The sequence below is a fragment of the Novosphingobium clariflavum genome (genome assembly GCF_026420865.1).
GTDB classification, from domain to species: Bacteria; Pseudomonadota; Alphaproteobacteria; order Sphingomonadales; family Sphingomonadaceae; genus Novosphingobium; species Novosphingobium clariflavum.
This window is the reverse complement of record NZ_JAPCWC010000012.1, coordinates 1-20,647: the sequence shown is the minus strand read 5'-3', so window position 1 is coordinate 20,647 and position 20,647 is coordinate 1. Positions and strand designations below refer to the sequence as shown.

Here is a 20,647-nt window from a genome sequence, read left to right as displayed (position 1 = left end):
TGGTTCAGGGCCGGACGGCACCTGCGTAGAACCCGTCGAGATCGCGCTTCATGGCCGACAGGGCGCTGGCATCGACATAGGCCATGTGGCCAGTCTCATAGTAACCGAACCGTACGTTATCGCGCAGGCCGGCGGCCAGTTGCATATGCGCAAAGTCGTACTCGGTGCCAAAGAACGGCGTCGCGAGATCGAAGAGGCCGTTCATCACGAAGACCTTCATCGTCGGATTTGCCCGCATCGCCGAGGCGAGATCGAGCGCGGTATTCGGCGAACTCAGCGGATGGCCATACCCCGGCGCGCGGTGATGCATGTCCCAGGCCGGCTCGATCACGGAATTGTAGAGCGCGCGATACTGCAGGTCGCTGTGGAAGCCGACCTTGTGCGACAGGTAATCGCGATAGGTCGTGAGCAAGGCGCTGCTGACGCCCGCCGTGGCGGGATCGTTGGTGGCCGGATCGACGGCCACGCTCTCGTCTATGCGCGAGGCAGCGCCGATGAAGCGGCCGTCGAAACGCCCGGTGATGAGGCCCTTGTCGCGCAGGAGTTCGCTGCGGAAACGCTCCATGTCGATCCGCAGGTGGCTCTGCACGAGATAGCTCACCGGCAGTCCGGTATAGCGTGCGAGCTGTGCCGCGACGGCCTGTTCCTCGTCCGGCGCGATCCGGTCGCCCTTGGCAAGCGCGCGGGCGTAAGGGCCTATGGCGAAGGCACGGACTTCGTCGAGAAACGCCGATAGCTGCTCGGGTCGGTCCGCCACGCGGCCATGATACCAGGCGATCGCGGCGCATGTCGGCAGGAGGCCGATCGGCCCTTCGTCGCGCCCGGAAAGCCCGTCCGAGAAGTTAAGGATCGTCGAAAGCAGGACGACGCCGTTGAGGTCGATGCCCTGATTGTGCAGCCGCAGCGCCAATGCCGCGGCGCGGGTGGTGCCGTAGGATTCGCCGAAGAGGAACTTGGGCGCATTCCAGCGCTCATTCACGGCGATGTAGCGGGTGATGGCGCGGGCGAAGGAATCGACGTCCTGATCGACGCCCCAGAAGCTCTTCGCCGGATCGATCCCCGGCATGGCGCGTGAATAGCCGGTGCCGACCGCATCGATGAACACGAGGTCGGTCTTGTCGAGGATGCTCGCCTGATTGGGCTCGAAACGATAGGGCGCGGCAGGCATGGCGTGCGGGGCATTGCCCGGCACATGCCATGGCCCGAACCCGCCGACATTGAGCCACAGACTCGCCGATCCGGGGCCGCCATTGAACAGGAACGTGAGCGGCCGCTCGCTGCCCGGCTTCCGATCGGCAAGGTAGGCGACGTAGAACATGCTCGCGGTCGGCTTGCCCTCGTCATCGCGGATGGTCAGTGTGCCCGCCTCGGCGCGGTAAGGCACGGCGCTCTTGCCGATGCGGAGCACTTCGCGGGCGCTGGACTGACGCTCGGCAGCATCGGCAACGACGGCCTCGTCCGCGCGCGCGGCGTTGCCGCAACTCACGGCAAGGCTGGAGGCCACCAGGAGGGCCTTAAAGCGGCGGGACAGCTTCACTTGGTTTCTCCTGCACCGGCGCGAAGGAAGGAGCGGACCTCTGCAGCGGCTGCCACGCGTGAGCCCTGATCGAGATAGAGCATGTGCCCGGCGGGGTAATAGCGGAACGCCAGGTTCGCGCGGATTTCCGGTGGCAGCAGCATATGCGCCAGATCGTTTTCGGTGCCGAAGAACGGTGTGCCGAGGTCGTAGTAGCCGTTCAGCGACAGCACCCGCATCGTCGGGTCCTCATGCATGGCGGCAGACAGGTTGTCCTGCATCGCCGGAGAGCTGCGCGGCTCGCCCGAACCCGGCGCACGGGTCGACCAGTTCCAGCGATTATCAAGGCCCGGCACCGTGGCGAGGTAAGGCCCATCGCCATGGTAGTTCAGTTCATTGGCCAGATACTGGCTGTTCGCGGCGGGAAAGACCGTGGCGACAACCGTATCCGCCGCGTCGAACGAGGGGGCCGAAGCGGCATCGTCCGTATTCCGGGCGGTGACGCGGGTATCGTAGATGCCCACCATCCGTCCGTCTCCGGTCAGCAGCCGCACGAACTGGCCGACATCCAGCCTCAGGCCGGTGCGCTGCAACTGCGCCTCGGAAAGCCCGGTGAACCGCGCGAGCCCTGCCCGCACCACAGCCTCCTGCTCCGCCGGCAATCGGTCCCCCAGTCGCAGCGCATCCGCATAAGGGCCCGCTGCAAAGTCGCGCGCGGCGGCGACGAAACTGGCCAGATCCGCCGCGTCCTGTCCGGCGCGGTGGTGATACCAGGCGGTGGCGGCCATGCTCGGCAGGGCGTTGACGAAACCCTGATCGATGCCGGGATGATAGTCCGAGAAATTGAGGATCGAGGACAGCAGCACGACCCCGCTTGGCGCCGCGCCGTGATGCTGAAGGACCTGGGCCAGTCCCGCCGCCCGCGTTGCCCCGTAGGACTCGCCAAGGATGTAGCGCGGCGACGACCAGCGCCCGCTACGCGTCAGCCATTCCGATACGAAGGCTGCAAACGATTCAAGATCGGGATCGACGCCGAAGAACGCATTCGGCGCAGTGCCCTCAGCCACGCGCGAAAACCCGGTGCCGACTGCGTCCACGAAGACGAGATCAGCGCTGTCCAGCAAGGTTTCCTGATTGTCGACGATGCGGATCGGCCATGCGGGTGTCGGCTGCGGGCTGCGGGTTTCCACCCGGCGCGGACCGAACGAGCCAAGATCGAGCCAGAGACTGGCCGAACCGGGGCCGCCATTGAACAGGAACAATACCGGGCGCTCCCCGCCGCGTCCGGGTGCGATGTAGTCGACATGAAACATGTCCGCCGCCGCCCCATCGGCAAGGCGAACCGGAAGCCTGCCCGCCACCGCTCGATAGCTCAGGGGTTTCCCGTGAAGCTGGATCGTGTGCTGCGTGACCACGACGTCCCGGATCTCTGCTGACGATGCCGGAACCGGGGCCGGAACCGGGGCCGGAACCGGGGCTGAAACGGGCGCTCCAGCAGCGCCCCCCGCCCAAAGCAGGCTCCCGAAAACGAGCGGCGAAACGAGACGCAAGACCGGCCCTCCTTAATACGAATCACGTAGTTGTTATGTAATTTAACGCGTTAATCAATAGCCAATCCGGGCATTTTGTCGCTGGCGGTCAGGTGGACGGCGGGAAGAGAACCAAGGCCCAAATTTCCCCTTGCCTGCCACCTCATTTTGATTAACGTGTTAAATGTATCTGGTGCATGCAGGCGTCCCCACGAAGGGACTGGCCCTGCCCCGCGAATGACACGGAGCCCTTCACAATGTCCAAGATCGACACGGCCCTGCCGCATGTCCGGGCAATCCCGCCCTACCCGCCGGGCCGCCCGATAGACGATGTCGCGCGCGAGTTCGGTCTCGCCCCGGCGACCATCGTCAAGATCGCCTCCAACGAAAACCCGCTCGGCTGCTCGCCCAAGGTGAGCCAGGCGCTGACCGCGCTGGCCTCGGGCGTGAACCTCTATCCCGATTTCGACTGCTACGAACTGACTCATGCCCTCGCCGCTGCGAACGGCGTCGAACCGGCCCAGGTCCTGCCCGCGGCCGGATCGAGCGAGATCATCCAGCTCGTCGCCCGCGCTTTCCTGGAACCCGGACGCGCAGCGATCATCCCGCAGTACTCCTTCCAGGCCTATATCGGCGCGGCCATGTCGGTGGGCGCGCAAGGCCTGTTCGTGCCTGCACAGGATTTCGCCGTCGATCTCGACGCGCTGCTCGATGCCGTGACCGAGCGCACCACCGTGCTGTTCCTCGCCTCGCCCAACAACCCGACCGGCACCCTGATCGCGCCGGATGCGCTCGACCGTTTCGTCGATGCGCTGCCGGAACACGTGCTGCTGGTGATCGACGATGCCTACTGCGAATATGTCGAGCCCGCGCTGCGTTTCGATTCCGTCGCGGCGCTCCGGCGCCGCCGCAACCTGCTGGTGATGCGCACGTTCTCGAAGATCCACGGCCTGGCCGGGCTGCGCGTGGGCTATGCGCTGGGGGATCCGGACCTGCTCGGAGTGCTGCGCCGCCTGCAGGTGCCGTTCTCGGTCAGCGCCGCTGCCCAGGTCGCTGCCGTCGCCGCACTGGCCGACACCGCCTTTGCCGAACGCTCACGCATCGAAAATGCCCAGGAACGGGCACGCCTCGCACTCGAACTCACCCGCCGCGACATCGCCTTCCTGCCTTCGGCGGGCAACTTCCTGCTGCTGCATGTCGGCGCCGGGGCGGAATTGGCGGATCGGCTGATGCGACAGGGCGTGATCGTCCGCCCGGTCGACGGCTACGGCCTTCAGGAGTGGCTGCGCGTGTCGATCGGCCTGCCCGCAGAGACCGACCGCTTCCTCGCCGCGCTTGACGAAGTGCACGCAGCAGCCCGGCAAAAGGTATGAAAATGGACTTCGATACTAGCAATAGCACCAGCCATCGCATGCGCACAGGCGGTGAGGCGCTGGTCGAGCAGTTGATCGCGGAAGGCGTCACCAAGGTCTTCGGCATTCCCGGAATCCAGCTCGACTGGGCGGTCGAGGCGCTGCGCGCGAACGCGGATCGCATCGATTTCGTCGTGCCGCGCCACGAACAGGCCGCCTCCTACATGGCCGATGGTTATGCCCGCACCACCGGCAAGGAAGGGGTCTGCATGGTGGTGCCGGGACCCGGCATGCTCAACGCGCTGTCCGGCATCGCCACGGCTTATGCCTGCTCCTCGCGCGTGCTGTTCCTCGTTGGCCAGATCGATTCCGGCGCGATCGGCAAGGGGCACGGTCTGCTCCACGAATTGCCCGACCAGAGCGCGATCCTGCGCGGACTGTGCAAGTGGCATGCCCTTGCCGAACGCCCCGAGGACGTTGCGCGCCTTGTACATGAAGCTTTCGCCGAACTGCGCAGCGGGCACCCTCGCCCCGTCGCCATCGAACTTCCGGCGGACGTCCTGCAGGCCGTGGCGGCCAGCTTGACCTATCCGCGCGCGCCGGAAGCCCCCACGGCTCCGGACAGCGATAGGATCGAACAGGCCGCGACACTGCTCGCCAACGCCCGCTTCCCGGTCATTCAGGCCGGCGGCGGCGCGGCGGCGGCGGGCGCCAGCGAGGCCATCCGCGCCCTGGCAGAGCAGCTTCAGGCCCCCGTGGTCATGACCGAAGGCGGTCGCGGCGTGCTCGACGATCGCCATCCGCTGGCGCTGACAACGCTCGGCGGGCGCGCGGTGATGCCCCATGCCGACGTCGTGCTGGTGCTCGGAAGCCGTTTCGTCAATGCTTTGGGGCAGGCCAGCTACGCCCTTGAGGCAACGCGCTACATCTACGTCAATCTCGATGAAGGCCACGCAAGCGGGCCCCGGAGCGACGGCCTTTCCATCGCCGCCGACGTGCGGCTGACTGCCGAAGCCCTGCTGGCCGCCCTGCCCGAACGCAAGCACCAAGCTGCAACCGATCGCGGCGCGCCGGTAAAACGCTGGGCCGCCGAGCAATTGCAGCAAATCCAGCCGCAATGGAGCTTCGCCCAGGCCTTGCGCGCAGGCATGGCGGACGAGGACATCCTCGTCAGCGAACTGACGCAGATCGGCTACTATTCGACCATCGGCTTTCCCGTCCATGGTCCCCGCCGCTATGTGACGCCGGGCTATCAGGGCACCTTGGGCTATGGTTTCAACACCGCGCTGGGCGCTGCGCACGGCAATCCCGAAAACCGCGTCGTCTCGATCAACGGCGACGGCGGTTTCGCCTGGGGCATGCAGGAACTGGCGACCGCTGCGCGCGACCAGTGCGCGATTTCCATCGTCGTTTTTGTCGACGGGCACTACGGCAATGTCCGCCGCATCCAGAACGCCACGTTCGGCAAGGAATTCGCGGTCGAACTCACCAACCCCGATTTCGCCCTGCTGGCCCGCGCCTACGGCATTCCCGAGTGCAACACAGACAGCCCAGAAGGCCTGCTGAACGCCCTTGAAGAGGCACAGAAGCGCGGCGGCCCTGCCCTCATCACCGTTACCGTGGGGGCAATGCCCAGTCCATGGGGGCTGATCCACGATTTCGTGCCGATCGGCTTCGAAGTGCCCGCCAATCCTCTTGGCGAACCGGAAACGGTCTGAGAAGGAAACTGTCCATCATGACGAACGCGAACGCCCCCGCTACGCCCCGCTACGGCTGGTACGTCACCGCCGTCCTGATGGTGGCCTATACTTTCTCGTTCCTCGACCGCCAGATCCTCAACCTGATGGTCGGCCCGATCAAGGCCGACCTCGCCATCACCGACACCCAGTTCGCGATGCTGACAGGCGGAGCGTTCGGCATCTTCTACACCGTGATGGGCCTGCCGATCGGCTGGCTGGCAGACCGGGTTTCGCGCAAGAAGCTGATCGCAGGCGGCATCGCCTTGTGGAGCCTGATGACGATGCTCTGCGGCACTGCACGGACCTTCCCGGCGCTGCTGTTCACCCGCATCGGCGTGGGCGTGGGCGAGGCGACCCTCTCGCCATCCGCCTACTCTATGCTGTCCGACAGTTTCGACCGTTCCCGCCTGCCCCGCGCGATGAGCCTCTATGCCATCGGCATCTACATCGGCGCGGGCACGGCGATGATGCTGGGCGGCTCGATCGTCGAGGCCATCCATCGCACTCCCGACGTGGTGTTGCCGATCCTCGGCGCCACGCGGTCCTGGCATCTGGTGTTCCTTGTCGTCGGCGCGCCGGGCTTGCTGGTGTCGCTGTGGATGCTGACGCTGCGCGAACCCGCGCGCCGCCCCGCTCTCAGCGAAAGCGACCGCTCCGCCCCCGCCGCGATCTGGGCCCTGCTGCGGCGTTACCCGCTGATGGCCATCTCGCTGTTCCTGGGCTCGGCCGTGCTTTCGGTGCTGAGCAGCATGGATGCGTGGTATCCCGAGCTGTTCATCCGCAAGCTCGGCTGGGACGCGGCGCAGACCGGGCATGTCAACGGCGTGACCTCGCTGACCGCCGGACCGCTCGGCATGCTGGCGGCGGGCTGGCTGTCGAGCCGGATGATCGCGCGCGGCCGGAGCGACGCCTGCCTGCGGCTGACGGCATGGTCCGCCGCGCTGGCGACCGTTCCCGCCATCGCCATGCCGCTGCTGCCCAATGGCTTTGCGATGGGGCTCATGCTGCTGCCGCTCAAGTTCCTCGGCGGCTTCACCCCGGTGCTGATCCCGGCGGCGATCCAGATCGTCGCGCCGGACCGGCTGCGCGGCCAGCTTGGCGCACTGTTCCTGTTCACGACAGGCGTTGTCGGTGTCACGCTTGGTCCGGTGCTGCCCGCGCTCATCAACGATTTCGTGCTGCACGACGAGCACGCGCTGGGCTTGTCGCTGTCGGTATCGGCGCTGGCGGTCGGCCCGCTCGCCGTCCTGCTCCTGAGCATCGGCCTCAAGGAATATCGCCGCCGCCTGGCGGAAGTGAGCGCAGACGATACCCCCCGCGCAAACGCCATTTCCGGCACTGCCGACGCCAGTTTGCCCCTTGCGCAAACCATTTAACGCGTTAACTTAATCCTGCGACTCACAGCGGTCGCCAATCCATAAAAACCAGAGATTTCCGGAAAGAAGCGGCCACAACGCTTCCCGGGCGCAGCAGGAACATATCGTCCGCCTTCGGGCATGCTCATCTGCATGAGGGATTTGCTATGCGCCTGCGTTATCGCCTGCTCCAGACCCTGCTCGGGTCCACCACGATCCTCGTTTCCACGCCCTGTTTCGCCCAGGCTGCCGATGCGCCATCCGCGCCGGACAGCACCGGCATGGACATCGTCGTCACCGCTACCAAGCAGAGCACCCCGCTCAGCCGCGTGCCGATCAGCATTTCCGTGCTGTCGCAGGACACCATGGACCAGGCGAACATCCGCAGCTTTGCCGATATCGTGCGCGTGGTTCCCGGTCTGTCGATCCAGAGCGACGCCTCGGCCGACCGCATTCCCAACATCTCGATCCGCGGCATCGCCTCGTCCAGCGGCGCGGCGACCACCGGCATCTACGTGGACGATGTGCCGCTGCAAAAGCGCAATGCCATAGGCATCTCCGGCAGCGGCACGCCGATCCCCCACTTGTTCGACCTTGAACGCGTCGAAGTCCTGCGCGGCCCGCAGGGCACGCTGTTCGGCGGCTCGTCGCTAGGCGGCGCGATCCGCTTCATCACGCCCGAACCGGATCTTGAAAAAGTCACGCTCTACGCCCGTTCCGAAGTGGCCAGCACCAAGTCGGGCGGGGTCAGCTTCGGTCAAGGGGTGGCCATGAGCTACCCGCTGATCCCCGGCACCCTCGCCCTGCGCGTCAGCGGCGATGTGCAGCACACCGCCGGCTATATCGACCACGTGAGCCGCTTCACCGGCGACGTGATCGAGAAGAACACCAACAGCGCGCAGGCCGGGTCCTACCGCGCCGCGCTGCTGTTCGAACCCGATGCGGGGCTGAAGATCACGCCCAGCTTCTATTACTCCTACGACCATTCGGACGATTCCGACGCGCAGTGGTCCTCGATCCCATCGACTACCATCGACGGCTATACTTATGCTGCCGCGACGTTCGGCAAGTATCAGAGCGGCAACAACTGCAATGTTGGGGACGACTACGCCGCCAATGCGATCTGCTCCGTAAAGCAGCCGCGCAAGCAGCGCTTCTTCGTGCCCTCGCTCAAGGTCGAGGGCGATCTCGGCTTTGCCGATGTGACCTCGATCTCCTCCACCATCGATGACCGCACCACGGGTAAAGCCGACTATTCCTATGTCGAGCCCGCCAACTTCCAGGGCGGCTATCCCTTCGTGCACAACCTGGCGCTCTACAGTTCCACCCCGGTCTACGAGAACACCCGCAGCGGCTTCACCCAGGAGCTGCGCCTGGCCAGCAAGCCCGGATCGCGGCTGGGCTGGCTCGTCGGCGGGTTCTTCTCGCACTACAAGAACAATTCGAACTACCACATCGTCGCCAATGTCGCCGATCTCACGCAGGCGGTCTGGGGCATCGATCCGGTCGACGTGTTCGGCGTCGATGTCGAACCCGGCAATGTGACCTACCACCGCGATCAGGACCTCAAGGAAGAGTCGCTCGCCGGCTTCGGCGAAGTGAACTATCAGGTGACCGACAAGCTGAAGGTCATCGCCGGCGCCCGCGTCTCGCGCGAGAGCTTCAGCTACCATCAGGAAACGGCCGGGCTCTTCGCCGGCTATACCGTGCCGACCACCGCGAACGGCGGCCTGACCGACGGCAAGGTCAAGGAAACCCCGGTCACCCCGCGCTTCGGCCTGCAATACCAGTTCGACAGCCGCACGATGTTCTACGCCACTGCCTCCAAGGGATTCCGCGTCGGCGGCGTCAACCAGCCGCCGCCGGCCGCGCGCTGCGAGGCCGACCTCGACATGCTCGGCATCACTTCGACGCCCGGCACCTACAAGTCGGACCACCTGTGGAGCTATGAAGCGGGCGTCAAGGGCCGCAGCGCGAACGGCGCGGTCTCGTTCGACGCCAATGCCTTCTACATCGACTGGAGCCGCATCCAGGTCTCCTACGGCCTGCCGACGTGCGGTTTCGGCTATGTCATCAACGGCGGCAAGGCCGTCTCGCGCGGTGTCGACATCCAGGGCGCCGTCCGCCCGCTCGAAGGCCTGACGCTCAGCGGCGAATTCGCCTATACCGACGCCTATTACGACCGCGCCGTTGTCGGTGATGCGCCGGGCAACACGCTCTACGTGGCCAAGGGCGACAAGCTGCCGGTGCCGCGTTACCGGCTCAACCTCAACCTCGACTACACCCGCGAAGTGGGCGGTTTCGAAGCCTATCTGCGCGCCGGTTATCAGCACGCGTCGAGCTACCAGAACGGCACCGGGCCCGAGACGGCGAGCTACTACCCCGACACCTGGCAGGTCGGCGCCACCGACTTCGTCACCGCCCGCGCCGGCTTCGGCCGCGATGGCTGGGACTTGTCGGTCTTCGCCGACAACCTGTTCAATTCCTCCGACGTACTGGGCCGCTCGAACGGCCGGACGGGCTGCGCGGCGGGCAGCGGCGCGGCCTGCGCCACATACGAGCAGTACACCTCACCGCTCCTCTACACCACGTTCCGGCCGCGCACGCTTGGCCTGACGTTCACGCTGCGCAAGTGACGAACCGGGGAGCGGGCGCCGTCAACCGTCCGCTCCCGCCCGTAGGCCCGGCCCCGTGCGCATGCCGTCCCCGTGCGCATGCTGTCCTTGCCCGCAAAGCATGCCGAGCGGGCTTGAACCGCTCCGCTGCCTTGCATAGAGGAAGCACGCGGCGCCAAGCCCGACACGCGCAGCGCCGGGCCAATCGGATTTTTCAGCATGACGGATGACGGAGAGGAACGGCTGCTTCATCTGGTCGGATGGGTAGGCCGTCATATACTTCCCCATGAGCGGCCGTTACGCAAATGGCTGCGTTCGGCCTTCCCGACCATTGATGTCGATGACGTCGTACAGGAGGCCTATTGCCGCATTTCCCAGCTGGACCGTGTCGATCACATCGACGACCCGGCGCGATACCTGTTTCGCACCGCGCGCAACATCGTGCTCGAACAGCTGCGGCGAGAGCGGGTGGTGCGGATCGAGGCGGCCAGCGGACTGGTCGAGATGGAAAACGTGCTGGTGGATGAATTCTCGCCGGAGAGGATCGCGGCCGGGCGCAGCGCCCTCCAGCGCGTGGAGCGGCTGATCGACGCCCTGCCCGAACGCGCGCGGCAGATCTTCCGCCTGCGCAAGATCGAGGACGTGCCCCAGCGCGAGATCGCGGCGCGGCTCGGCCTGAGCGAGAACGTCGTCGAAAACGAAGTGGCGCGCGGGCTGCGCCGCATCCTGCAGCAGATGACCGAAGACGAGCAGAGCGAGATGCCGCTGCGCCGCAAACCTGCCCGGCTCCGGCGCGAGGTCCGCAAGCAGCCATGATCGACGACATCGCCTCGCAATGGGCCGCCGCCATCGATCGCGGCCTCGACAATGACGAACAGGCGCGGCTCGACGCATGGCTGGCGCAGGATCGCCGCCACCAGGGCGCGCTGCTGCGCGCGCGCGCCGCGATGAGCGTGCTCGACCGGTGCCGCGTGCTGGCCGGCACCGATGGCGCCGGCGACGCCGCGCAGCAGAACCGCGCCGGCAATGACGATGACGCCGCGCCGTTCGCGGGCGCGCCCTTGGGCCGCCGCCGGATGCTGGCGCTCGGCGGCTCGGGCATTGCCGCCGCACTGGTTGCGGCGCTGTCCTTCTCGCTCTGGCCGCGCGCCACCACGCTGGGGACCGATACCGGCGAGATCAGGCGCATGCCGCTCGCCGACGGTTCGCTGGCGGTCATCAATTCCGGCAGCGAACTGCGCCTGTCGTTCACCGAGCAGCGCCGCGACGTCGCCCTGACCCGGGGAGAAGCCTGGTTCCAGGTCGCCAAGATGCCGGACCGCCCGTTCACCGTCACGGCCGGCCCGGTCAACGTGCAGGCCGTGGGCACCGCCTTCAGCGTGCGCCGCGGCACGCTGGCGACGGAGGTGATCGTCACCGAGGGGACCGTCAAGGTCTGGTCCGACCGGGCACCGGAAGGAGAATTCGTCACCGCCGGGCACCACGCGCGCATCACCGATGCCGGGGTCACCGTGGCAGCGCTCGACGGCGAGGCGGCGGACCGGCAACTGGCCTGGCGCGACGGGCGCATCGTCTTCGACGATGTGCCGCTGTCTGAGGCGGCGGCCGAATTCAACGGCTACCATGTCGAACAGATCGTGGTGGACCCCGCCTTTGCCGACCGGCGCGTGATCGGCTCCTTCCACACCGACGACATCAACGGGTTCGCCGCCGCGAGCGCGGCCATGGTCGGCGGACGGGTGGTTCGCGACGACAAGGCCATTCGTATCATCCCATAATTATTTTCGCGGCACTGACGGAAGCGGGATCGCCGCGCATCTTTCCTGAAAACGGCCGGAATTGTCCGGTCGAAAAAAGGGGAGGTACCATGCGATCCGTCCGTCGTTTTCACGTGCAATCCGCGCTGCTGGCAAGCGTCGCTGCGGTTTCGGTGATCGCCAGCGCCCCCGCGCTGGCGCAGGATCAGATCCACACGTTCAACATCCCGGCGCAGGACGCGGGCAAGGGCATCCTCACCTTCGCCCAGCAGGCCGGAATCCAGGTGCTGGCCTCCGGCGCCACCACGCAGGGACGCAAGGTCAGTGAAGTGCGCGGCCGCTATACCGTGCAGGAAGGCCTGCGCCGGCTGATCGGCGCCTCCGACTTGCGGGTGGTCTCGTTCGACGGGCGCACCGCCGTGCTGGCCGAGCGCAAGGGCGCCCCCACCGCAACCGGCCTGACCAGCGCCTCCTATGGCCAGCCCGCCTCTGCCCTGCCCACCGCCGCGCCAGGCGGCACGGCGCAGGCCGACACCCAGGGCTCCGAAGACGCCAGCGACGACAGTTTCAAGGAGATCATCGTCACCGGCAGCACCTCGGGTCGCCGCACGCTGTTCAACTCCTCCTCCAACGTGACTCTCGCCAGCAAGGAAGACCTTCAGCGCAAGGCGCCGCGCTCGATGGCGGAATCGCTGGAACTGGTTCCCGGCATCTTCGTCGAGGCGACCGCCGGTCCTGCCTCCAACAACTATTCGGTGCGCGGCCTGCGCGGCGGCGCGCAGACCTTCATCACCATCGAGCAGGACGGCATGCCGATCCTCTACGGCGGCGGCGGCGCGGACTTCTATTTCCAGCAGGATCTCTCGGTGGAGCGCATGGAAGCGGTCGCCGGCGGCACCTCGGGCATCCTTGCGCCCAACGGCGCCGGGGCAACGATCAACTTCGTCTCCAAGAAGCTGAGCTACGACAAGCCGACCGGCGCGATCCGCGCCACCGGCACGACTTATGACGACTACCGCGTGGACGGCTACTTCTCGGCCCCGCTGGCGGACAATCTGGCCTTCGCGGCCACCGGCTATTTCTGGAGCCAGAAGGGCCAGCGCAAGTCGCCGTTCCGCTACGACAGCTTCCAGATCAAGGGCGCGCTGGAAAAGCGCTTCGATGACGGCGGCTTCGTGCGCGTCAGCTACCAGCGCCGCGACGAGACCGATCCCTATTACGCCGACATGCCCTTCGCGGTCGATTCCTCGGGCAAGATCAGCTCGGTCCCCGGCCTCGACATGAAGTACGACAACATCCTGGGCAGCGCGTTCCAGTATGTCGGCGTGCCGGTATCCTCGGCGACCGGACGCACCATCCGTCCGTTCCGCGGCGACAACGGCATCCATACGACCTCGAACACCTTCCGCCTCGATTTCGAGAAGCCGCTGAGCGAGGACCTGAAGCTGTTCGGCCGCGCGCGCTATCTCGACGGCAAGTACGACTTCAACGGCATCTTCCCGGGCAGCGGCGCGGGCACGTCGGGGCTGGCCTCGGCCGCCGACTACCTGACGCCGGGCGTATCGCCGGTGTCCAGCCTGCTCGCTGCCGGGCAAGCCGCTTTTGCCGGCACCACCCAGTTCGGCATCCGCGACGTCCAGACCGGCCAGGTGATCTCGGCCGCCGATACCGCGACGCTCAACGCGCTTAACGGCAACGGCCTGCTGCAGCAGACGGTGCTGAACCACCAGACCCTGTCGACCAAGGACTTCGGCAGCGATTTCGGCCTGAAGTGGAATGCCAGCGGCAACGGCTTCGAAAACTCGCTGACGCTGGGCGGCATGTACTACAACGTGCGCCGCCGCAACAACCAGTCGGCCGTCACCTCGGTCATCAACGACGTGACCAACAACTCGCACATCTACGACCTCGTCGCGCTGGATGCCGGCGGCAACGTGGTGGGGCAGCTGACCAACAACGGCATGCTCAGCTACGGCGACTGGGGCCAGGGCATCTTCAATGACAAGGTCACTTCCGCCTCGGCCTATTTCAACGACGAACTGGTCATCAACGACAAGCTCCACATCGACTTCGGCGCCCGTTACGAGCACCAGCACGTCGGCGTGAACATCGGCAATACCGCCGCCGTCAACGAAGCCGTGCCTGCCGGCACCCCCGGCCTTGCGCAGACCGTGGGCAGCACCTTCGACGGCACCTACACGCATTCCAGCGCCACCTATCACGACTGGGCCTATACGGCCGGCATCAACTACGAGCTGACCGGCAATGTCTCGCTCTACGTGCGCGGCGCCAAGGGCTTCCAGACCAATGGCGGCGACACCGGGGGCACCCACAAGCCGACCGACCTCACGCTCTACGAAGGCGGCGTGCGTTTCCGATCCGGGATGTTCAACGCCTCGCTGGTCGGCTTCCGCACCGTGTTCAAGAACCAGTCGTACCAGTTCATCGACCCCAGCGATCCCACCGAGGCGGCCAATGCGCTGGCCAACAACAAGACCAACGGCATCCAGCTCGATGCCGAGATCCGGCCGCTGCCCTTCCTCGCGATCACCGCGACCGGCGTCTATCAGGACCCCAAGCTGAGCAACTTGCGCTTCGACGGCGTCGTGCAGACGCAGTATGAAGGCAATACGCCCGAACGCACGCCCAAGAAGCTGCTGACCATCACCCCGGCCTTCACGCTGCCGGGCGGCCTCGGCGAGATCTATGGCCGCTGGAAATACATCGGCAAGATCTATGCGGACTCCGGCAACGGCGTCGCCCTGCCCAGCTACAACGTCTTCTCGATCGGTGCGAACCTCAACGTCACCGACAAGGTGAACGTCAGTGTCAGCGTCGACAACCTGACCAACGCCAAGGGCTTCACCGAGGGCAACCCGCGCCAGGGCCAGACCCAGACGATCGTCAACGGCTACTTCTACGGCCGCGCGATCGCCGGACGCAACGCGCTGGCTTCGGTCACGTACGCGTTCTGATCCCGGCTTCGCCTGACAGGAAGCCAGCGGTTACCGTCTAAGAAACGTCGATCCGCTGGCTTCGGAAGGCCGCGCTCTCCCCCCCACCTCCTCCGGGAGCGCGGCCTTTCACCCTTTTGCATGGAGCTTTGCGATGTCTCCCCTGTTCCGCACTCTGGCCGCGCTGGCGCTGACCTGCGCGCCGCTCGCCCTTTCCTCCCAGGCCTGCGCCGAGACGCTGCGCGAAGGGCTCAACCTCAACAGCTTTGTCCAGGAAGGCCCGGTCGCGGCGCATGTGCTGCTGCGTTCCGGCAACGAGCCGCGCGTGATCGTCGCGTTTCCTGCCGGCAACAGCGGCACGGGCCTCTGGTTCGAGAAAGTCCCCGAGGCCGCCGAATGGTCGATGACGGGTTCGCCGCAAGCCGTCACCCAAACCGATCCGCAAGGCCGCCCACTGCACGGCGTCACCTTCCGCGCTGAAATTCGCGCCTCGCAGCTGGTCGTGCGGCAGGCCGTGCTGTCGAGCGTGCGCGTGCTGCGCGACTACCAGGGTCTCGGCACCGCTCCGGCCCAGGTCCTCGTGCCCGGACAGACACAGGCCAACACGCTGGTCTGGGCCCGCGACCGCCTCGACGGCGCCCCCGGCTACAAGCTTGCCCTGACCGTGGAACACGGCAGCGTCTCGGGCAACCGGATCACCGCCGGTGCGGACGGGCGGATCGTCTTTGCCGTGACCGCCCTGACCGGCGAGCAGCCGCTGACGCCCTATACCCCCGAGACCCTGCTGACCGGCAAGGCCGCCGCCGATCCCGCCGCCCGCGCCGCGTTGCAATTCCTCAGCTACCATGAGAAGTTCATGGCGGGTTCCTGGAGGTTCAACACCTATTTCGGTCGCGATACCCTGATGTCGGTGCGGATGCTGATGCCGGCGCTGCAGCCGCAGGCGGTGGAAACCGGCCTGCGCGCGGTGCTCGAACGACTCTCGGCCGATGGCGACGTTGCCCATGAGGAAGACATCGGCGAATTCGCGGTGCTCGATCACATGCGGACGGGCGAGGGCCAATCGGCCGCACCGACCTACAACTACGCCATGATCGACAGCGCCTTCATGCTGGCCCCGGTCACCCAGGCCTGGCTGCTGGAGGATCCGCGCGGCATGGCCGGGGCAGCGGCGTTCCTCGCGCAGCAGGACCAGGGGCGCCCGCTGGGGGCCGCGCTGATGACCAATATCCGCTTCGTCGCGCGGCAGGCCCGGGCCTTCGCGCAGGATCCGCGCTGGCAGAACCTGATCGCGCTGCATGACGGCATGGACGTCGGCGAATGGCGCGACAGCAGCGACGGGCTCGGTCTTGGCCGCTATCCCTACGACGTCAACGCCGTACTCGTCCCCGCCGCGCTCGATGCCGCCGACGCGCTGGCCCGCGCCGGTCTGCTCGACGCTTATGCCAGTGCCGAAGACAAGGCGCTGCTGGCCGGCCTTGCCCGCACCGCCCGGATCTGGCGCGAGAAAGCCCCGCCGCTGTTCCTGCAGACGGTGCAGCCTGCTGCCGCCCGCGCCGCGATCACGGCTTACGCAAAGCGGGAAAACGTGCCGGCCGACGCCGCGCTGGAGGCGGCCCGCCGTCCGATCCGCTATCACGCCATCGCTCTCGACCGCGCCGGACAGCCGGTGCCCATCGTCAATTCGGACGAGGGTTTTGCGCTGATGTTCTCGCATCCCGGCGCCGACCAGCTGACCATCGCCGCACAGACGATCGACAATGCCTTCCCTGCCGGATTGATGACGGGCGCGGGCATGCTGGTCGCCAACCCGGTCTTTGCATCGCCTGAGCAACAGGCCAGGTTCGGCCGCAATGCCTATCACGGCACCGTCGTCTGGTCCTGGCAACAGGCGCTTGCCGCTGCCGGGCTCGCCCGCCAGATCGCGCGCCGCGACCTGCCGGAGGCGGTCTGCCGCCGGCTGCTGAAAGCACAGGACACCCTGTGGAACGCGATTGCCGCCGGCCGCAGCGTGCAGAGCTCGGAACTGTGGTCGTGGGACCATGCCGGCGGAGCCTACCGTATCGTGCCCTTCGGTGCGAGCGGCGCGGATGTCGACGAATCCAACGCCGCGCAGCTGTGGAGCACGGTCTACCTCGCGGTCCAGCGCCCCGCCCCGGGCACCGGATGCGGGCAATGACAGGAGCGGCGGCAGAGCGCGCACCGATCCGCTCCATCGTCATCCTTGGCGGCGGCACCGCGGGATGGATGACCGCCGCCGCCCTGTCCAAGGCGCTGGAAGCGCACGGCATCACGATCCGGCTGGTGGAATCCGACGCCATCGGCACGGTTGGGGTGGGCGAGGCGACGATCCCGACGATCCACTGGTTCAACCAGCTGGTCGGCCTCGACGAAGCCGAATTCATGGCCGCCACCAAGGCGACCTACAAGCTCGGCATCGAGTTCGAGGGCTGGCAAGGCGATGGCCATGCCTATTTCCACCCCTTCGGTACTTACGGCGGCCCCGGCGATGCCACCACGTTCCCGCACCGGCTGAACCGGGCCTGGCTTGGCGGGCTCGAAGCCAGTCCCGAAGACTATTCGCTGACCACCCAGCTCGCCCGCCAGCGCCGCTTCACCGCGCCTGTCAGCGATCCGCGCTCGCTGCTTTCCACGCTCGGCTATGCCTATCACTTCGACGCCGGGCTCTATGCCGCGTTCCTGCGCCGACACGCCGAGGCGCGCGGGGTGCGGCGCCACGAAGGCAAAGTCACCGAGGTCGAACGGGACGCTGAAACCGGCTTTGTCCGCAGTCTCGCCACCGACCGGGGCGAACGCCTCGGCGCGGACCTGTTCATCGATTGCTCGGGCCTGCGCGGGCTGTTGATCGAAGAGCATCTGCAAGCCGGTTTCGAGGACTGGTCGCACTGGCTGCCTTGCGACGGCGCCTGGGCGGCCCCCACCCCCGCCAATACCGCGCCGGTGCCCTATACCCGCGCCATCGCGCAAGAGGCCGGCTGGCGCTGGCGCATTCCGCTGCAGCACCGCGTCGGCAACGGCTATGTCTTTTCCAGCCGCTTCCAGTCTCCCGAGGCTGCCCGCGAGACCCTGCTGGCCGCGATCGGCGAGCCGACGGCCGAGCCGCGCCTTATCCGCTTCACCCCCGGTCGCCGCAAGCGCGCGTGGATCGGCAACGTCGTCGCCATCGGCCTCTCCAGCGGCTTCCTGGAGCCGCTGGAATCGACCAGCATCCACCTGATCCAGACCGGCATCGGCAAGCTGCTGTCCCTGTTCCCGCGTGCCGGCTGCGATCCGCTGCTGGCCGAACAGTACAACCGCATCTTCACGCGCGAGATGGAAGACGTGCGCGACTTCCTGGTGATGCACTATCACTTCACCAATGGCCGCAACGAGGCGATGTGGCAGCACTGCCAGTCCGCGCCGCCGCCGGACACCCTGGCGTACCGGATCGCCCAGTACAAAGGGTCGGGGCGGATCATGCTGACGAGCGAGGATCTGTTCCGCGACGCCAGCTGGTTCGCGGTGATGACGGGGCAGGGCATCCGCGCGCGTGGCTACAGCCCGACGCTCGATGCCATGTCGGAGGCTGAAAACCTGCGCCATCTGGACGCCGTGCGCGCCGCCGTGCGCCAGTCCTGCGCGCGCATCCCGCCGATCCCCTGAGGCCTCCTGCTACCAAGGAACACCGCCCGTGCCTGCTCGCCTGCCCATTTGCCCGCCAGCTCCCCTGCCGATCCCGCGACGCCGTCGGCGCACGCTTGCCGCTGCCCTGACGGCGGCGCTGGCCCTCGTCCTGCCGGGTGCGGCAGCCCAGGGGCAGACTCCCCCGAACGCGCAAAGCCAGCACGCCCCCCAAAGCCCGCAAGTCCTGTTCGGCCCGCTGTTCGAAGCGGTGCAGAGCATGCGCATCTTCCCCGATGGCAAGACCTTCGTCGACGCGGTCCCGCGCGAGGATGCCGATGCCATTCTCGCTGCCTGGCGCAGCGAACGCCCCCAGGGCGCCGAAGCGCTGCGCGCCTTCGTCCGGCGCCACTTCGATGTTCCGCCGGGCCCCGACGAGCGCCTCGGGCTGCGCGCCCATATCGCCGCGCTCTGGCCGCAATTGACCCGCCCGCCGTTGACGCCGCCCCCCGGTTCCTCCGCGCTGCCGCTGCCCGCCGCCTATGTCGTTCCCGGAGGACGCTTTCGCGAGCCCTACTACTGGGATTCCTACTTCACCATGCTGGGCCTGAAGGCCGACGGCCGCCGCGACCTCGTCGAGAGCATGATCGATGATTTCGTCAGCCTCATCGAACGCTACGGTCATATCCCGAACGGCGCGCGCACCTATTACCTCAGCCGTTCGCAGCCGCCGTTCTTCGCGCTCATGCTCGACTTGTCCGAACAGGCCGATCCTGCCGTCCGCGCCCGCCGCCTTGCCGCGCTTCGCAAGGAATATGCCTACTGGATGGCGGGTGAGGCCTGCGCCAAAACCGGCAAGAAGCCTTGCGCGCGGGTGGTTCCGATGCCGGATGGTAGCCTGCTCAACCGCTACTGGGACGATCGTGACACGCCCCGCGACGAATCCTTCGCCGAAGACCGTGCAACCGCCGCGAAGGCCTCCTCCCGTCCGGCAGCCGACACCTACCGGGACCTGCGCGCAGGGGCCGAAAGCGGGTGGGACTTCAGTTCGCGTTGGCTGACCGACCCGCAAGACCTCGCCACGATCCGGACCGCAGCGATCGTTCCCATCGATCTCAATGCGCTGATATGGGCGATGGAAACGCGTATCGCCAAGGGCTGTGCAGAGGCGGCAGACCAATCCTGCCAGCGCGAATTCACCAGGCGCGCCGACGCCCGCAAGGCGGCGGTCGACCGCTATCTCTGGCTTGCGAAGGAAAGCCGTTACGCCGATTGGTCGCGCGATGACGGCAAGCCGACGGCCGTACTCTCCAGCGCCGCGCTTTACCCCTTGTTCGTAGGCATGGCCTCTCCTGCTCAGGCCAAAGCCGTCGCAGCAACGACGCGTGGCAAACTGGTGGCGCCGGGCGGCCTGCGCACTACCGGCACGCATACCGGCCAGCAATGGGATGCGCCAAATGGCTGGGCACCGCTGCAATGGGTCGCCGTTGACGGGCTCGGCCGGTATGACGAACAGGATCTGGCGCGGGATATCGCCGGCCGGTGGATCAAGACGGTCAGCGTCACGTACAACGAAACCGGCAAGATGCTGGAGAAGTACGACGTGGAAGAACAGCGGCCGGGCGGCGGCGGGGAATACCCGCTGCAGGATGGTTTCGGTTGGACCAACGGCGTGACCAGTGCGATCCTCGAGCGGTATCCGACCATAGCACCCTGAGCCGTAGGCAGAAGACCTTGCTTGTCGAGGTTCCCCGCCAACCCGGTTCGGGAGCGTTGCACCTTCTGGTCGACAGCACCGGTATCAAAGCGAAAGAGCCGGATCGGCACCACCAAGACCGGTCCCGTGTTGCCCGTTCGCGAAGATGTGCATTGCGACTGGCACGTCAGCTGCCACAAGTTCTTGGCAAAACCGCACGATCCCATCCGCCGAGACCAACTTGTCCGCCGTCGTATGATAAATGAATGCGGGCGGAAACCCGCGGCGAACATCCCCAATCGGACGGTATTGCGCATAGTCCTTTGGCGCGCAGGAAGCGGCAGTACTGCGATTGCCCATCCGAACCGATCGCCATGCCCTCCAGCCATGGATACACCAGAACCACGAAGTCAGGCCTGCTGCTGACCCGACACCGGAACGACATCGACGGGAAGAGCGGCAGAGCATGCCCCCGCTCCATAGGATGGAAAAATCTCCCAAATTTTCACAAAA

12 protein-coding genes and 1 pseudogene are annotated in these 20,647 nt (G+C 66.6%); 11 read left to right on the top strand and 2 right to left on the bottom strand.

The annotated features are described in order from the left end of the window. Positions 1–4: 4 nt before the first annotated feature. Positions 5–1,537 (bottom strand): S10 family peptidase, encoded by a 1,533-nt coding sequence (locus OKA11_RS15250; RefSeq protein WP_267221817.1) that lies wholly within the window; start codon positions 1,535–1,537, stop codon positions 5–7. Further along, the gene (locus OKA11_RS15245; RefSeq protein ID WP_267221815.1) at positions 1,534–2,931 is read right to left on the bottom strand and encodes a S10 family peptidase; all 1,398 of its coding nucleotides are present in this window, start codon (positions 2,929–2,931) and stop codon (positions 1,534–1,536) included. Before OKA11_RS15245 ends, OKA11_RS15250 begins: the two co-directional genes overlap by 4 nt. 371 nt (positions 2,932–3,302) lie before the next feature. On the opposite strand from OKA11_RS15245, the gene hisC reads away from it, so the two are divergent. From hisC to OKA11_RS15190, 11 genes and pseudogenes are all read left to right on the top strand, one after another. Beyond that, positions 3,303–4,418 (top strand): histidinol-phosphate transaminase, encoded by a 1,116-nt coding sequence (gene hisC / locus OKA11_RS15240; protein WP_267221813.1) that lies wholly within the window; start codon positions 3,303–3,305, stop codon positions 4,416–4,418. Between the two features lie 2 nt (positions 4,419–4,420). Further along, positions 4,421–6,115, top strand: a complete 1,695-nt coding sequence (locus OKA11_RS15235; RefSeq protein ID WP_267221810.1) for a thiamine pyrophosphate-binding protein — start codon at positions 4,421–4,423, stop codon at positions 6,113–6,115. 17 nt (positions 6,116–6,132) lie between these two features. Beyond that, positions 6,133–7,512: an MFS transporter gene (locus OKA11_RS15230; RefSeq protein ID WP_267221808.1), complete on the top strand. Its 1,380-nt coding sequence runs from the start codon at positions 6,133–6,135 to the stop codon at positions 7,510–7,512. Between the two features lie 146 nt (positions 7,513–7,658). Beyond that, positions 7,659–10,127, top strand: coding sequence for a TonB-dependent receptor (locus OKA11_RS15225; protein ID WP_267221806.1), 2,469 nt, complete (start codon positions 7,659–7,661; stop codon positions 10,125–10,127). Positions 10,128–10,325: 198 nt separating this feature from the next. After that, positions 10,326–10,922, top strand: a complete 597-nt coding sequence (locus OKA11_RS15220) for an RNA polymerase sigma factor (protein ID WP_267221804.1) — start codon at positions 10,326–10,328, stop codon at positions 10,920–10,922. Then, complete coding sequence (locus tag OKA11_RS15215) at positions 10,919–11,884, top strand: FecR family protein (RefSeq protein ID WP_267221802.1); 966 nt, start codon at positions 10,919–10,921, stop codon at positions 11,882–11,884. Before OKA11_RS15220 ends, OKA11_RS15215 begins: the two co-directional genes overlap by 4 nt. Positions 11,885–11,973: 89 nt before the next feature. Continuing rightward, on the top strand, positions 11,974–14,838 hold the full coding sequence (locus tag OKA11_RS15210) for a TonB-dependent siderophore receptor (protein WP_267221800.1): 2,865 nt from the start codon (positions 11,974–11,976) through the stop codon (positions 14,836–14,838). Between the two features lie 133 nt (positions 14,839–14,971). After that, positions 14,972–16,996: a hypothetical protein gene (locus OKA11_RS15205; protein ID WP_267221797.1), complete on the top strand. Its 2,025-nt coding sequence runs from the start codon at positions 14,972–14,974 to the stop codon at positions 16,994–16,996. Beyond that, positions 16,993–18,480 (top strand): tryptophan halogenase family protein, encoded by a 1,488-nt coding sequence (locus OKA11_RS15200; RefSeq protein ID WP_267221795.1) that lies wholly within the window; start codon positions 16,993–16,995, stop codon positions 18,478–18,480. The genes OKA11_RS15205 and OKA11_RS15200 overlap by 4 nt, the downstream gene beginning before the upstream one ends. 130 nt (positions 18,481–18,610) lie before the next feature. Further along, positions 18,611–20,155, top strand: a complete 1,545-nt coding sequence (gene treF, locus OKA11_RS15195) for an alpha,alpha-trehalase TreF (RefSeq protein ID WP_379489388.1) — start codon at positions 18,611–18,613, stop codon at positions 20,153–20,155. Further along, positions 20,131–20,250, top strand: a pseudogene (locus tag OKA11_RS15190) (transposase); the annotation flags it as partial. The gene treF and the pseudogene OKA11_RS15190, both read left to right, overlap by 25 nt. Between the last annotated feature and the right edge of the window lie 397 nt (positions 20,251–20,647).